A 15,622-nucleotide genomic window follows, 5' to 3' on the forward strand; every position below is an offset into this window, starting at 1 on the left:
ACGGGGCTCCCGTCGTACCAGCGGCTAGTTGACCGCGTGGATCTGCACCGAACCGCGGCCGACGACCGCGCCCTCGGTGGTGGTGACGGCCATGTCACCGAACAGTTCCCGGCCGGCGGCCGGGGTGGCGAGCGCGGTCACCGCACCGGTGAGGGTGGCGGTGGCGCCGTTGGCCAGGGACAGCGGCGTGGCCGGCGCGGAGAGCGAGCCCAGCGCCGGGGACGCGAACGAGTCACGGTAGTCGTACGCCGTGCCGCCCGCGGTGACCGCGTAGCCCTCGATGACCACCCGGTAGGTGGCGGCCACCGGGTTGGTCAGCGTGACGGCCTCCTCCGAGTCGCCGTCGGCCGACCGGCCCACCTCGGTGGTGCCCCGGAAGATGTACAGGTCCAGGTCGGCGCCGAGGTCGGCGGTGTTGCCGATCCGGGCGGAGAACGAGGTGGTCCCGGCCGGGATGTCCACCGTGTACTCCTGGGTCGCGCCCTCGGTGATGGTCGGCCGCTCGGCGCGCACGCTGGACAGCGGGCCGCCGACGCCGGTCACCTGGACCGGGCCGAACGTGTTGGTCAGGTTCCAGCTCACCGGGGCCGGCGTGCCGGCGGTCACCGACGGCAGCTCGACCACGGCGGGCTCCACCTGCACGCCCTGCACACGCGCCTGGAGCGTGAACGGGTTGTCCAGCGCCGGCGACGTACGCCGCGACTCCACCTCGATCTCCCAGACACCCGGGATCGGGTTCTGGTAGTCGCGCTCCTGCGGCTTGCAGGCGGCGGCGTCGGAGAAGTTGGTGTAGCAGGCGGTGCTCGCGGTGCTCTCGACCGGCACGCCGTACGGGTTGATGGCGATGAACCGGGTCTGCGAGCCGGTCGCGATGCCGGACAGGTTGACCTGGAGCGCGCCCGCGCCCTGCGGAACCGTCACGAAGTACGACGTGAAGCTGTTCCGCTCGACCGAGCCGTTGGCCGAGAACGAGTACGCCGGGCCGGTCACCGCGGTCGAGGCGACCACGACGGTGGCGACCTCGAAGTCGACGACCGAGGTGGCCGGGTCGTCGACGGTCATGATCGCGCCGTGCGCGCCGACGGTCATCGGCTTGGCCTTCACCTTGACGGTGACGGTCGAGTTCAGCGGCAGCCAGACCTCCTTGGGGGCGGTCCAGGTGCCGTCGTTGCCGCGGAAGTCGACCAGGTGCTTGACGCCCCGGTTCGGGCCGCTGGTGCGGGTCAACTTGACCTCGTAGTAGCGGCTCTCCTTGGCCTTCTGCCCGCCCCGGTCGGCGGCGCAGCGGTTGTAGACGCCGGTGCCCAGGTTCGGGCTCGGCACGAACGTGCCGGAGGCCCGGTCGTAGCGGGTCAGGTTCGGCGACAGCTCGGTGCAGACCGCGGCCTCGGAGGTGTAGGTGCGGGTCGGCACGCCCTGGGCGAGCAGGTTCCACGCGCCCGGCACGTCGACCATGCCGTAGCCCTGCGCGTACGTCGGGACGCCCGCGATCGGCTTGGCCGAGGTGTAGACGGCCCGGCGCAGCGCGGCCGGGGTGACGCCGGTGCCGGTCGCCTTCGCGGCCGACAGCAGCAGCGCGGCGGCGCCGGCGGTCTGCGGAGCGGCCATCGAGGTGCCGTTCAGCATCTGGTAGCCCGGGGGCAGCGGGTAGCCCGCCTCCGGCACCGGGTTGCCCGCCTGCCAGGTCGGCGCGGTGGAGATGGCCGAACCGGGAGCGGTGATGTTCGGCTTGAAGCCGCCGTCCTCACGCGGGCCGCGGGAGGAGAAGTTGAACAGCCAGTTGTCCTTGCGGACCACCGAGCCGTAGTTCGCCAGCCAGGTGTCCTTGCTGACGCTCGCCGCGACGCTGACCACGTCGGTGGCGACCGACGGGTCGCCGACCGTGTTCAGGCCCGGACCGGAGTTGCCGGCCGAGATGAACAACTGCACACCGTAGGTGTTGATCAGGTCGTTGTAGAGCACGGCGCGGGCGTTCGAGCCGTCGTTCAGCGCCGGCAGGCCGCCGATCGACATGTTCACCACGTCGACCCTGCGGTTGACCACCAGGTCGACCATGCCGGTGGTGAGTGCCGCGGCGGTGCAGCCGCCGCCCCACGAGCAGGCCCGGGCGGAGACCAGCTTGGCGCCCGGGGCGGCGCCGTCGAAGGCGCTGTTGCCCAGCATGTCGTTGGCGGCGGTGATGCCGGCGACGTGCGTGCCGTGGGTGCTCTCGACGATGCCGATGTTGACGTAGTCGACCAGGCCGGGGCCGCCGACCGGGGTGGTGTCGACGTTGCGCCGGTACTCGACCACGAACGGGATCTGCTCCCGCACGGCGGTGGCCGGGTCGTCGGTGCCGAACTGGCCGACCTGGAACTTCTCCTTGTACGGCCGCATCACCGCGTCGTCGGTGAAGTCGTTGTTCTGGTTCACGTCGACGCGGATGTCACCGTTGGCCGGGTTGTAGAGGATGCCCCAGGCGTCGGTGGTGTCCCCGTCCCGGTTGACGTCGCCCCGCGCGTCGCTGCCGGCGGTGATGTTCTCGCGGAACACGTTGAACTTGTAGGTGCCGGCCGGCGCCGTCCAGGTGCCCAGCGAGTTGCTGAACGTCGGGCCGGTGACCTCGGTGGTCATCGGGCGCCAGGACGCGTCCTCGAGCGGGTCGGTCGCGGTGACCCAGTCGACGATCTTGCGCTCGCCGGTGGTGGTCTGCTGGAGGGCCGGCTGGTTCAGGTCGACGCCCGAGTCCATGATGCCGATGGTGACGCCGCGGCCGTCCCACTCCGGGTGGGCGGCCTTGAACGCCTCCGCGCCGGTCTCGTTGGTCGGCATGTACGGGTTGACCGCGCCGGTGTCCCCGCCAGGCCCGGCCAGCGTCTCACCCTGCTCGGCGGCCTTGGCGCCGTTCGGCGCGGCCTCCGGCGTCGGGTCGGGGAGCGTGATGGTCTCGTCGAGGTCGGCGGCGGCGACGCCGGGCAGCGTGGCGGCCTTGAGCGCCTTGGCGGTGGGGACCTTGGCCAGCACGTAGCCGACCTGGTCGTACCGCTGGCTCACGGTGGCGCCGAGGCCGGTCAGCCCGTCGACGACCTTCTTGGCCGAGCCCTTCTTCGCCGCGATGATCATCGTGACGGTCGGCGCGTGCTTCGCCTCGGCCACGTCGAGCAGCTTGGCGTCGTGGGCGCCCAGGGCCTTCGCGGCGGTCGGCTGCGAGGGTCGGGGGGCGGCGGGGGCCGCGCTCGCGGTCGCGGCGCCACCCCCGACGGTCATGGCCCCGGCCGCGAGGACCGAGGCGAAGAGCGCGGCGGAGGGGCGCCGGCTCCGATTGCGGGGTTGACTCACGTTCTCTTCCTCCAGAGAACAGGGCCCTTCAGGGGACAGGGCGCGTGTGACGCAGATCCTTCGTGGCGTGTCGAGTCGTGTCACTACCGGGGTTGGCTTTGTGACCACTCCGTGACAAGGATCGGCCGTCATCGTCATGCCGACCGTGTTAGACGTCGATGCCTGCCGACCGTTCGGCCGATGTGGACGGCCCGTTCAGCAACTCCGGCGCCTGCGGCTGCCGGGGCGCCAGCTCGACCTGCGCCGGGGCGGCCAGCTCGTCGCCCGAGACGCCCAGCTCGGCCAGCTTGCGCGCGCTGACCAGCACCCGGGCCTCCAGCGAACCGACCGCCCTGTTGTACGCCGTCACCGCCCCGCTCAGCGAGCTGCCCAGCTTGCCGACGTGGTCGCCCAGCGTGGACAGCCGCCCGTACAGCTCACGGGCCAGCGAGTGGACGGTGGCCGCGTTGCGCGCCAACGCCTCCTGCCGCCAGGAGTAGGCGACCGTACGCAGCAGCGCCACCAGCGTGGCCGGCGTGGCCAGCACCACGTTGCGGGTGAACGCATGCTCCAACAGCGAGGGATCACGCTGCAACGCCACGTCCAGGAACGGGTCGGCCGGCACGAACAGCACCACGAACTCGGGCGTCTGGTCGAACGCCGTCCAGTAGGACTTGGCGGCCAGGCCGTCCACGTGTGCCCGCAGGTGCCGCGCGTGCGCGTCGAGCTGGGTGTCCCGCCCGCGTTCGTCGCGCGCCTCCATCGCGGTCAGGTAGGCGTCGAACGGCGCCTTGGCGTCGACCACCACCGTGCGCCCGCCGTGCAGCCGCACCACCAGGTCGGGACGGACCCCCTGGTGCTCGGTGGCGGCGGTGACCTGCTCGCTGAAGTCGCAGTGCTCCAGCATGCCGGCCGCCTCGACGATCCGCCGGAGCTGGTGCTCGCCCCAGCGTCCCCGCACCTGCGGCGCACGCAGCGCGGCGACGAGCTGCTTGGTCTCGGTGCGCAGCTCACCGGAGACCGTGCTCATCGCGCGCACCTGCTCGCGCAGCTCGGCGTAGGCGTCGACCCGGTCGTGCTCCAGCTCGGCGACGCGTTGCTCGTAGCGGCGCAGCGAGTCGTGCAGCGGCGCGACCGCCCGCGCCACCGCCTCCTGCGACTGCGCGGTCGCCTCGTAGCTGAGCGCGCGCATCGACTGCTCCAGCCGCCCCTCACCCTCCCGGGTGGCCGCCAGCGTCGCCTCCAGCCGGGCCACGTCGGCCGCCGACCGGGCCCGGGCCGCGAGCCAGCCCACCGCGCCGCCGGCGGCGAGGCAGAGCACCACCACGGCCAGCGTCGAGAAGCTCATGCCGGAGAGCTTGCCAAACGGGTACGACGTGCGCGAGCTGGGTACCTTCGAGGTCGTGGAAGGTGCCCTGTGGCTGTTCCTGGTCCTGATGCTCGGAGGTGCGTTCGTGTTCTGGCGGTGGGGGAGCAGGTCCCGGCGGGCCAACGAGATGGCGGACGCGCGGGCCGAGGCGCAGCGCTGGTACGAGCGGCTCGGCGGCCAGCTGATGAACCTGCACGGCGACGCGCCGGCAGTGCGCCAGGCGCTGGCCGACGCCGGTGAGCGCTACAACGCCGCCGGCTCACAGCTCGAGCAGGCGCGTACGCCGCACCAGTTCGCGTTGGCCCGGGAGACCGCGCTGGAGGGGCTGGCGTACATCCGGGCGGCGCGTACGGCGATGGGCATCGACCCGGGCCCGGAGCTGCCGCCGCTGGCCGCCGCCCGCGGGGTCGGCCAGCTCACCAAGGAGCGCGAGGTCAACGTGCAGGGCCAGACGTTCCGGGCCGGCCCGCAGCCGGGCAGCCACACGCCCTACTACTACCCGGGCGGTCACATGCAGGGCCGGCCGGTGCCGGCCGGCTGGTACTCCACGCCGTGGTGGAAGACCGCGCTGGGCGCGGGCGCCGGGGTGCTCGGCGGCATGCTGATCGCGGACGCGCTCTTCTCGCCCGCGTTCGCCGACCCGGGCTACGGCTACGAGGCCGGCTACCAGGAGGGCTTCCAGGACGGCTTCGGCGACGGCCAGGACTACGGCGACCCGGGCGGCAACGACGTCGGCGGTCAGGGTGACTACGCCGGCGGCGACGTCGGCGGCCAGGGCGACTTCGGTGGCGGCGGTGACTTCGGTGGGGACTTCGGCGGCGGCGATTTCGGCGGCGGCGATTTCGGTGGCGGCGACTGGTAGCCCGCGCCGCCGGCGTTAACAGGGGCCCCCGCCTATGCAGAATGCGTTAAGCGGGGGCCCCTCCTTACACCTCAGCCGGTGTTGCGCATGCCGGCGGCGATGCCGTTGACGGTGGTCAGCAGCGCCCGCTCCAGCGCCGTACCGTCGTTCGGGGCGCGCCGGCCGCCGGGCGCGGTCGCCACCGCCCGCCCGGCGGCGCCGGACTCGCGGTACTGCCGCAGCAGCGCCACCTGGAGGTGGTGCAGCGGTTCGAGGTAGGTGTCCCGCACGGCGAGCGTGCGCTGGAGCACCGGCGAGTTCTCCAGCAGGGCCGGCGAGCCGGTGATCGCCAGCACCTCCTGCTTGGTCAGCTCGTACTCCTCCTCGATCTTGGCGAAGATCGGGTGCAGCTTCTTCGGGACCAGCGTCTCCACGTAGCGGCGGGCGATGGTCAGGTCGGTCTTGGTCAGCATCATCTCGACGTTCGACAGGAACGTGCGGAAGAAGTGCCAGTTCCGGTTCATCTCGGCGAGCACGTCGGCCAGCCCGGCGGTGCGCGCGGCGGCCAGCCCGGAGCCGACGCCGAACCAGCCCGGCACGATCTGCCGGGTCTGCGTCCAGCCGAACACCCACGGAATGGCCCGCAGGCCGGACAGGCCCGCGCCGGTGTTCGGGCGCTTCGCCGGCCGGGAGCCGATGTTCAACGCGCCGAGCAGCTCGGTCGGGGTGGACGCCCAGAAGTAGGCCGGCAGGTCCGGGTCCTCGACCAGGGAGCGGTACGACCGGAACGCCGAGTCCGACACCACGTCCATCGCCGCGTCCCAGCGCTCCAGCATCTCGGCCGGCTGCCGGGGCGCGGTGTGCAGCAGCGTGGCCTGGAGCACGGCCGCCACGGTCAGTTCCAGGTTCTCCCGGGCCAGCGCCGGCAGCGTGTACTTGTCGGAGATGACCTCGCCCTGCTCGGTCACCTTGATCGCGCCGTCCAGCGTGCCGTACGGCTGCGCCAGGATCGCCTCGTGGGTGGGGCCGCCGCCCCGACCGACCGTGCCGCCCCGACCGTGGAACAACCGCAGGTGTACGCCGTGCCGGGCGGCCACGTCCCGCAGCGCGCGCTGGGCCCGGTGGATGGACCACTGGCTGGTGGTGATGCCCGCCTCCTTGTTGGAGTCGGAGTAGCCCAGCATCACCTCCTGCACGTCGCCCCGGGCCGCCACCAGCGCCCGGTAGGCCGGCAGCGACAGCAGCTCGTCGAGCAGCTCGCCGCCGGTGTTCAGCTCGGCCGGCGTCTCCAGCAGCGGCACGATGCCGATCCGGGCCCGCCCGCTCTGCACGTCGACCAGGCCGGCCTCGCGGGCCAGCACCACCGCGGCGAGCACGTCGTCCACGCCCAGCGTCATCGAGATGATGTACGACTCGATGACCTCGGGACCGAACCGGTCCTGCGCCTCGCGGATCGCGGAGAACACGTCGAACGTCTTGCGGGCCGACTCGGTGAGCGGGCTGTCCTGGGTGGAGAGCGGCCGGCGACCGGTCAGCTCGTCGGCGAGCAGCTTGGTGCGCTCCAACCGGGTCAGCGACGGGTAGTCGGAGACCTCGCCGACCGTCTCGTAGAGCTGCGCCAGCACCTCGTGGTGCTTCTCCGCGTGCTCCCGGATGTCCATGGTGGCCAGGTGCAGCCCGAACGCGGAGACCGTACGGATGGTGGAGGCCAGCCGCCCGACGGCGGTGAGCTGGCCGGAGTTGCGGGCCAGCGAGGCGCGCAGCAGCTCCAGGTCGGCGATCAGCTCGGTCGCGCCCCGGTAGTCGCGGCCCGGCACGTGGCTGGTGCCGGCGCGCAGCCGCTCCCGGGTGTTGGCCAGCTTCGCCTTCACGCAGCGGGCCTTGAGGCGGTAGGGCTCCTCGGCGTTGACCCGGCGGAACCGGGGCGCCACCTCGGGCAGCGCGTCCAGGTCCTTCGCCAGGCTGGCGGAGAGGTCGAGCGAGACCGCGCGCAGCCGGCGGGAGACGCTGACCTCGCTGATCAGCTCGTCCATCGCCTTCTCGGTGGCCTCGATGCCGTGCTCGTGCTGGATGCGCAGCACCTCGCGGGTGACCGTCGGGGTGACGAACGGGTTGCCGTCGCGGTCGCCGCCGATCCAGGTGCCGAACGTCAGCGGGCGGGCCGTCGGCGACGTCTCCACACCGAGCGTGCGCAGCGTGTCGGCGAGGTCGTCGAGAACCTGCGGGGCGGCCTCGGCGTGCAGGTCGCGCAGGTAGTAGATGGCGTTGCGGGCCTCGTCGGTCGGGTCCGGCCGGTCGAGTCGCAGCTCGTCGGTCTGCCACATCAGGTCGAGCAGCTCGGCGAGGCGGCGGTTGGCCGGGCCCTCGTCGCTGGCGCCGTAGAGGATGGCGTTGGCGGTCTCGGCGTCCAGCTCGTCGGCGACCGCGCGCAGCTTGGACAGGATGGACCGGCGGGCCGCCTCGGTCGGGTGCGCGGTGAACACCGGGCGGACGGCGAGCCGGCGGGCCGCGGCGGCGATCTCCTCGGCCGGCACGCCACGCTCGGCGATCATCTTGGCCGCCTGGTCCAGCCAGCCGCCGTGGGTGGCGCGGCGGCGACGCAGGTCGCGGGCGCGGTGCACCTGCTCGGTGATGTTCGCCAGGTGGAAGTAGGTGGAGAAGGCGCGGGCCAGCTTCGTGCCGGTGGTGACGTCGAGCCCGGCGAGGCGCTGCGCGGCGGCCGGCGCGTCGGAGCGGACCTGGGCGCGGATCTCCTCGACCAGGTCGAGCAGGGGGCGGCCCTCCTGGCGGGCCACGGTCTGCCCGAGCAGCGTGCCGAGGCGGCGGATGTCGGCCCGGAGAGCGGCGTCGGGGCCGTCGTGGTCGTGCTGGTCGGTCACGGGTGCGCTCCTTACGCGAGGACGAAGGACAGCGCTGTCCGACTCCCCTGGATGGTATCCGCGCGGGCCCCGGACGGAGGAGGGGGACGGCGTGATGATCTGCACTCTGGGACGTGCCGGCCGGTCACCTGTCGACGGCGGTGTGCCGTCCCGGGCCGGTCCGCGCGGCCCGCCGACGGGCCCGGAACACCGTGGCGGTGAGCAGCCCGACCAGCCCGACGACCACCCAGACCAGCAGCCCGGTCAACGCCCAGCCGCCACCGCGCCAGTCGAAGTAGACGGCCGACTTGAGCAGGTCGGTGGCGAGCCCGGGCACGTTCCAGCGGTGCATCCCGCGCAGGAACGCGGGCAGGAACTCGGGCGCGTAGATGCCGCCGGAGCCCGGGTTGCCGAGCACCACCAGCAGCAGGATCACCAGCCCGGTGCCGAGCAGCCCGAGCCACGCCTGCACGGCCGCCGCCACCATCCCGGCCGCGAACGCGGCGAGCGCGCCGACCACCGCGATGGTGCCCACGTCGTGGTCGAACACGTCCAGCACCGGCCCGACCAGCACCGCCCCGATGGTGCCGAGCAGGATGGAGTGCACCGCGAGCGTGGCGATCCGCAGGCCGGCCCGGCGCAGCCCGCGCGGGCTGGTGCCGAGCGAGATGCCCAGCGCGGTGGAGGCCAGGTAGCCGCCGAGCACCACGCCGACCGCCAGGTAGAACGGGACCAGGCCGCGCGGGTCGCCGTCGGACACCGGCACCTCGTCGGTGACCTGCAGCGGCACCCCGGCCTGCTGGGCGGCCTGGGTGAACACGTCGGTGACCAGCTCGGTGGCGGCCGGCGCGCCGGCGCTGGCGGTGGCCAGGGTCAGGCCGCCCGGGGCGGAGCTGAGCACCGCGTACACCGATCGGTCGTGGAGGCCGTCGACGGCGCGGGCCTGACTGTCGTACCCGACGGGTTTGATGGTGTTCGTGCGGGCGCGGACGGCGGTCATCACGGCCTGCGCCTGCTGGTCGGAGGTCACCACGGCGACCGGCAGGTCGCGTGGTTCCGGCTTGTGCAGCGCGCCGACGTAGGCCGCGATGAACGCGCTGGCCAGCGCCAGGGTGCCGAGCACCAGCGCCGCGGTGCGCGGCAGCCAGTCCCGGGTCCGCAGCTCCGGCTCGTCGTCCACGCGCCCAGCCTATTGCCGGCATGTGCCCCATTTTTGCGGTTTCGCCGGGCGGAAATCGCTGGTGCCTGCCGATAGCGTTCGGATCATGACGACGCCGCGTTACCCCACCAAGCCGCAGCCGGGCGACCGGGTCGCGGTCGTCTCACCCTCCGCCGGCCTGCCGGGTCTCTTTCCCCACGTGTACGAGCTGGGCCTGCGCCGGCTCCGTGAGGAGCTGCACCTGGTGCCGGTGGAGTACCCGACCACCCGGCAGGTGGGCGCCGACCCGCGCGACCGGGCGCGCGACCTGACCGCCGCGTTCGCCGACCCGACCATCACGGCGGTGCTGGCCACCGTCGGCGGCGACGACCTGATCACGGTCACCCCGTTCCTCGACGACGACGTGCTGCGCGCCAACCCGAAGCCGTACCTCGGCTACTCCGACAACACCAACGTGCTCAACCACCTGCACCGGCTGGGGATGGTGGCCTACCACGGCGGCTCGGTGCTGGTGCACCTCGGCCGGCCCGGCCGCCCGCACCCGCTGACGTTCGACTCGCTGCGCGCGGCGCTGTTCACCTCCGACTGGTACGACCTGACGCCGGCTCCCGAGTGGGGCGACGAGCCGCTCGACTGGCAGGACCCGACGACGCTGACCGAGGAGCCGTCGATGCTGCCCGGCGCGGGCTGGCGCTGGCACGGGCCGGCCCGGGTGGTGCGGGGCCGAACCTGGGGCGGCAACCTGGAGATCCTGCACTGGCTGGCGGCGGCCGACCGGGTGCCGTCCGCCGCCGAGCTGGCCGGCTCGGTGCTGCTGCTGGAGACCTCGCAGGAGATGCCGTCGGCGCAGGAGGTCTTCCGGATCGTGCGGAACCTGGGCGAGCGCGGCCTGCTGGCCGGCTTCCCGGCGATCGTGGTCGGCCGCCCCAAGGCGTGGGACTTCGGCCGGCCGCTGTCCGTCGCGGAGCGGGCCGCGTGGGGCGAGGCGCAGCGGGCGGCGGTCCTGCGGGCGATCGGCCCCTACGTCGACGACCCGGTGGTGGTCTTCGACGTCGACCTCGGCCACACCGACCCCCAGTTGATCATCCCGTACGGCGGCGAGATCCTGGTCGACGCCGTCGAGCGGCGGATCGCCGTGCGCTACTGACCCCGCACGAACACGCCGGCGCCGGGTGCGCCGTCGACCGGTCCTCGCGCCTCCACCTGTCGCATCGGTGCTCGGGAGGTGCGTGGTCCGGGTCAGGGTTTGGTGGTGGCGAAGGCGCGGACCGGGAACGTGCCCATGCCGGCCACTCTCGGTGGGGCGGCGGTGAACCGGAAACCGGTGGGCGGCAGCTCGGACAGGCCGGTCAGGTGTTCCACGATCGGAATGCCGGCGGCCAGCAGCGCGCTGTGCGCCGGGCGCTCGCCGGCCGCCGCCGGCGTCATGTCGTCGATGTTGATCGAGTCGATGCCGACGAGTGTCGCGCCGGCCTCGACCAGCCAGGAAGCGCCGTCGCCGGTCAGGTAGGGCGCGTCCTCGGCGGCGTACCGGTCGGTGCCGAAGTGCGTGTCCCAGCCGGTGTGCAGCAGCACCGCCCGCCCGGTCACCTCGTACGGGGCGAGCAGCAGGCGGTCCACGGCGCGGACCCCGGCGGGCACGCGGACCACCAGACCGGGCAGGTCGGCCAGTCGGTCCAGGGGCACCCCGGCCAGGTCGGGACCGTCCGCGAAGCGGTGCGACGGCGTGTCGACGTACGTGCCGGTGTTGGCGATCATGTCGATGCGCCCGACGTGGAACTCGACGCCCGGCGCGTACCGCTGGCGGGAGGTCTCCCGGGTGAGCCAGTCGGTGATCCGCGGCCCCGGCCAGCCGGGCAGCGTGACCAGACCGGCGGTGATCTCGTGACTCAGCTCGACCAGCCGCCGCCCGTCGGTGGCCGGGGCGGCGATGCCGCGCCCGCCCTTGTGCGGCTCCTCGACGACGGTCCGGTTGGTGATCCGCACCTCGCCGACCATCAGCAGCCCGAGGTGCCGGACCAGCAACGCGGCCAGCTCGTCGTCGGTGATCCCGGGGTCGGGCACGTCCAGCCGGAACCCGTCGGTGCGCAGTCCACCACCGTTGACGAAGACCACCTCGGCGTCGAAGACCGCCCGATACTCACCCATGCCCCACGCCACCACGCCCCCTCGACCCCCGTCAAGGAGCGCCCCCGTCAAGGTGCGCCCCCGTCAAGGTGCGCGGCAAATTCACGGAAAGAGTGCCTATGAGCGATCCGAAGGCCACTCTTTCCGTGAATCTGCGCGCGGCGGCGCGCGTCGTGCGGAGGGGGATAGGGTCGAACGGTGCACCCCCCGTCCGGCTGGACGCGGGGTCGTCGTCGTGTCAAGCGCTGGAAGTGATCACTGATGCTCACCGGACTCTTCGCCGCCGCCCTGGCCGACCCCGGGCTGGCCCGGGCGCGTGACCTGGCGCGCTCCGGTGCCGCCCAGGTCGATGGTCTCGACCTCACCGCACCCGCCGCGCTGCGCCCGTTCGCGGTCGCGGCAGTGGCCGCCGACGAGCAGGGGGCCGGCCGGCCGGTGCTCGCGGTCACCGCCACCACCCGGGAGGCCGACGACCTGGTCTCGGCGCTGGGCAGCCTGCTGCCGCCGGAGCAGGTGGCGGTCTTCCCGTCCTGGGAGACGCTGCCGCACGAGCGGCTCTCGCCCCGCTCCGACACGGTCGGCCGGCGTCTGGCCGTGCTGCGCCGGCTGGCCCACCCCGACTCGGCCGACGCGCACGGGCGTACCGGGCCGCTGCGGGTGGTCGTCGCGCCGGTCCGGTCGCTGCTCCAGCCGCAGCTCAAGGGCCTCGGCGACCTGGAGCCCGTGCAGCTCGCCGCCGGTGAGGAGGCCGACCTGGAGGAGGTCGCCCGCCGGCTCACCGACATGGCGTACGCGCGGGTCGACCTGGTCACCAAGCGCGGCGAGTTCGCCGTGCGCGGCGGCATCCTGGACGTCTTCCCGCCCACCGACGAGCACCCGTCCCGGGTCGAGTTCTGGGGCGACGAGGTGGAGGAGATCCGCACCTTCGCGGTCGCCGACCAGCGCACCATCGAGGGCGTGGCGCAGCTCTGGGCGCCGCCCTGCCGTGAGCTGCTGCTCACCCCGGAGGTCCGGCAGCGGGCCGCCGCGCTCGCCGCCGAGCACCCCGAGCTGGCCGAGATCCTCGACAAGCTGGCCGAGGGCATCCCGGTCGAGGGGATGGAGTCGCTCGCGCCGGCGCTGATCGGCGACGACGCGCTGGAACTGCTCGTCGACTGCATGCCGGCCGGCACCCACGTGCTGCTCTGCGACCCGGAGCGCATCCGCACCCGGGCGCACGACCTGGTCCGTACCTCGGAGGAGTTCCTCCAGGCGAGCTGGGCCGCGGCCGCCGTCGGCGGCCAGGCCCCGGTCGACCTCGGCGCCGCCGCCTTCAAGACCCTGGCCGAGGTACGCACGCAGGCCCGTGCCCTGCGCCAGCCCTGGTGGACGCTCGCCCCGTTCGGCCTGGTGGAGGCCGACCCTCATTCGGTCCGGAGCGCCGGCTACCGGCGCGGAGGCCGAATTATGGTCGAAGAGGCCGCGCCGGCCCGGCAGCCCTGGGAGGACGCACCGGCCGAGGTCGACGTCACGCCCGACGACGCCATCGCGGTGAGCCTGGCCGCCCAGCCGGCCCCGCTCTACCACGGCGAGACCGCCCGGGTGGTCGACGACCTGAAGCGCTGGGCCGGCGAGGGCTGGTCGATCGCGCTGGTGTTCGAGGGGCACGGTCCCGCCCAGCGGGCCGTCGAGGTGCTCCGCGACGCCGGCCTCGGCGCCCGGCTGGTGGAGGAGGTGCCGGCCGCGCCCGCCCCGGGTGAGGTGCTGGTCTCCTGCGGCTGCCTGACCGCCGGCTTCGTCGACGAGGCGTCCCGGTTCGTGCTGCTGACCGGCAACGACGTCACCGGCGGCCGGGGCACCTCCACCCGCGACATGCGCAAGATGCCCAGCCGGCGGCGCAACACCATCGACCCCCTCGAACTGCGGGCCGGCGACTTCGTGGTGCACGAGCAGCACGGCATCGGCCGCTACGTCGAGCTGGTGCAGCGCACCGTCAACGGCGCCAGCCGGGAATACCTGGTCATCGAGTACGCGGCGAGCAAGCGCGGCCAGCCCGGTGACCGCCTCTTCGTCCCCACCGACCAGCTCGACCAGCTCTCCCGCTACGTCGGCGGCGAGCAGCCGACGCTGCACAAGATGGGCGGCTCGGACTGGCAGAAGTCCAAGGCCCGGGCCCGCAAGGCGGTCCGCGAGATCGCCGCCCAGCTCATCCAGCTCTACGCGGCCCGGAAGGCGTCCAAGGGGCACAACTTCGGGCCGGACACCCCGTGGCAGCGGGAGCTGGAGGACGCGTTCCCCTGGCAGGAGACGCCGGACCAGATGGCCGCCATCGAGGAGGTCAAGCGGGACATGGAGCAGACCGTCCCGATGGACCGGCTGATCTGCGGCGACGTCGGCTACGGCAAGACCGAGATCGCGGTCCGCGCGGCGTTCAAGGCGGTGCAGGACGGCAAGCAGGTGGCCGTGCTGGTGCCCACCACGCTGCTCGTGCAGCAGCACTACAACACGTTCGCCGAGCGGATGAGCCAGTTCCCGGTGAACATCCGGCAACTCTCCCGGTTCCAGACCCCGAAGGAGTCCGAGCGGACGCTGGAGATGGTCGCCGAGGGCACCGTCGACATCGTCATCGGTACCCACCGGCTGCTCCAGGCGGCCACCCGGTTCAAGTCTCTCGGGCTGGTCATCATCGACGAGGAGCAGCGCTTCGGCGTCGAGCACAAGGAGCACCTGAAGACGCTGCGCGCCTCGGTCGACGTGCTCGCCATGTCGGCCACCCCGATCCCGCGGACGCTGGAGATGGCGATCACCGGCATCCGGGAGATGTCCACCATCGCCACCCCGCCGGAGGAGCGGCACCCGGTGCTCACGTTCGTCGGGGCGTACGACGACCGGCAGGTGGCCGCGTCGGTCCACCGCGAGCTGCTCCGCGACGGGCAGGTGTTCTACCTGCACAACCGCGTCGAGTCGATCGACAAGGCGGCCCGCCGGATCCGTGAGCTGGTGCCCGAGGCCCGGGTCGCGGTGGCGCACGGCCAGATGGGCGAGGAGGCGCTGGAGAAGGTGATGGTCGGCTTCTGGGAGAAGGAGTTCGACGTCCTGGTCTGCACCACGATCGTGGAGTCCGGCATCGACATCCCGAACGCCAACACGCTGATCGTCGAGCGTGCCGACCTGCTCGGCCTGGCCCAGCTCCACCAGATCCGCGGCCGGGTCGGCCGGGGCCGGGAGCGCGCGTACGCATACTTCCTCTACCCGCCGGAGAAGCCGCTCACCGAGAACGCGCACGAGCGGCTGGCCACCATCGCGCAGCACACCGAGCTGGGCGCCGGCATGTACGTGGCGATGAAGGACCTGGAGATCCGTGGCGCCGGCAACCTGCTCGGCGGCGAGCAGTCCGGCCACATCGAGGGCGTCGGCTTCGACCTGTACGTACGGATGGTCGGCGAGGCGGTGTCCGCGTTCAAGGGCGAGCACGCCGAGGAGGAGGTGGACGTCAAGATCGACCTGCCGATCGACGCGCACCTGCCGCACGACTACGTCGGCGTGGAACGGCTGCGGCTGGAGATGTACCGCAAGCTCGCCGAGGCCCGCGACGCCGAGCGGCTGCGCGAGGTGGTGGCCGAGATGACCGACCGGTACGGCGAGCCGCCCGCCCCGGTGCAGAACCTGGTCGCGGTGGCGAACTTCCGGCTGCTGGCCCGCCGCTACGGCCTGACCGACGTGTCGATGCAGGGCAAGCACATCCGGTTCGGCCCGCTGCCGCTGCCCGACTCGAAGCAGATGCGGCTCAAGCGCTACCACCCCGACTCGGTCTACAAGCAGGCGCTCGACCAGGTCAGCGTGCCCCGGCCGAGCACCAGACGGATCGGTGGCGAGCCGCTGCGCGACCAGGCGCTGTTGGAGTGGTGCGCGCAGCTCCTCTCCGACGTGTTGGGGGAACCGGCGGCGGCGCAGCCCACCGGGGCGGGGGCGCGGTGAGGTGGGCGGCGTCA

8 protein-coding genes are annotated in these 15,622 nt (G+C 73.0%); 3 read left to right on the top strand and 5 right to left on the bottom strand.

The features are described 5' to 3' along the window. Nucleotides 1–24 precede the first annotated feature (24 nt). Nucleotides 25–3,318 (bottom strand): S8 family serine peptidase, encoded by a 3,294-nt coding sequence (locus OG767_RS05495; RefSeq protein WP_405092427.1) that lies wholly within the window; start codon nucleotides 3,316–3,318, stop codon nucleotides 25–27. A gap of 148 nt (nucleotides 3,319–3,466) precedes the next feature. Then, complete coding sequence (locus OG767_RS05500; protein ID WP_405092428.1) at nucleotides 3,467–4,645, bottom strand: DNA recombination protein RmuC; 1,179 nt, start codon at nucleotides 4,643–4,645, stop codon at nucleotides 3,467–3,469. Between the two features lie 55 nt (nucleotides 4,646–4,700). Here OG767_RS05500 and OG767_RS05505 point away from each other — a divergent pair, with 55 nt between their 5' ends. Then, the gene (locus OG767_RS05505; protein ID WP_405092429.1) at nucleotides 4,701–5,528 is read left to right on the top strand and encodes a hypothetical protein; all 828 of its coding nucleotides are present in this window, start codon (nucleotides 4,701–4,703) and stop codon (nucleotides 5,526–5,528) included. Nucleotides 5,529–5,599: 71 nt separating this feature from the next. Here the strand turns inward: OG767_RS05505 and ppc are convergent, their stop codons facing one another. Both ppc and OG767_RS05515 read right to left on the bottom strand, forming a co-directional pair. Continuing rightward, nucleotides 5,600–8,386, bottom strand: a complete 2,787-nt coding sequence (gene ppc / locus OG767_RS05510) for a phosphoenolpyruvate carboxylase (protein ID WP_405092430.1) — start codon at nucleotides 8,384–8,386, stop codon at nucleotides 5,600–5,602. 124 nt (nucleotides 8,387–8,510) lie between these two features. Then, nucleotides 8,511–9,545 (bottom strand): hypothetical protein, encoded by a 1,035-nt coding sequence (locus OG767_RS05515; RefSeq protein WP_405092431.1) that lies wholly within the window; start codon nucleotides 9,543–9,545, stop codon nucleotides 8,511–8,513. Between the two features lie 85 nt (nucleotides 9,546–9,630). On the opposite strand from OG767_RS05515, the gene OG767_RS05520 reads away from it, so the two are divergent. Continuing rightward, nucleotides 9,631–10,671 carry a S66 peptidase family protein gene (locus tag OG767_RS05520; RefSeq protein ID WP_405092432.1) on the top strand — a complete coding sequence of 347 codons (1,041 nt, stop codon included), beginning with the start codon at nucleotides 9,631–9,633 and terminating at the stop codon, nucleotides 10,669–10,671. Between the two features lie 92 nt (nucleotides 10,672–10,763). Here OG767_RS05520 and OG767_RS05525 read toward each other — a convergent pair whose 3' ends face one another. Next, nucleotides 10,764–11,672 carry a cyclase family protein gene (locus OG767_RS05525; protein ID WP_405092433.1) on the bottom strand — a complete coding sequence of 303 codons (909 nt, stop codon included), beginning with the start codon at nucleotides 11,670–11,672 and terminating at the stop codon, nucleotides 10,764–10,766. 240 nt (nucleotides 11,673–11,912) lie between these two features. Here OG767_RS05525 and mfd point away from each other — a divergent pair, with 240 nt between their 5' ends. Beyond that, nucleotides 11,913–15,608 (top strand): transcription-repair coupling factor, encoded by a 3,696-nt coding sequence (gene mfd / locus OG767_RS05530; protein ID WP_405092434.1) that lies wholly within the window; start codon nucleotides 11,913–11,915, stop codon nucleotides 15,606–15,608. Nucleotides 15,609–15,622 lie beyond the last annotated feature (14 nt).

Source organism: Micromonospora sp. NBC_01392, assembly GCF_045040125.1.
Lineage (GTDB): Bacteria > Actinomycetota > Actinomycetes > Mycobacteriales > Micromonosporaceae > Micromonospora.

Bases quoted from the DNA above. Each gene is read 5' to 3' on its own strand.
- OG767_RS05500 (WP_405092428.1), bottom strand. From the start codon at position 4,645: ATGAGCTTCTCGACGCTGGCCGTGGTGGTGCTCTGCCTCGCCGCCGGC.
- OG767_RS05525 (WP_405092433.1), bottom strand. From the start codon at position 11,672: ATGGGTGAGTATCGGGCGGTCTTCGACGCCGAGGTGGTCTTCGTCAAC.
- mfd (WP_405092434.1), top strand. From the start codon at position 11,913: ATGCTCACCGGACTCTTCGCCGCCGCCCTGGCCGACCCCGGGCTGGCC.
- OG767_RS05520 (WP_405092432.1), top strand. From the start codon at position 9,631: ATGACGACGCCGCGTTACCCCACCAAGCCGCAGCCGGGCGACCGGGTC.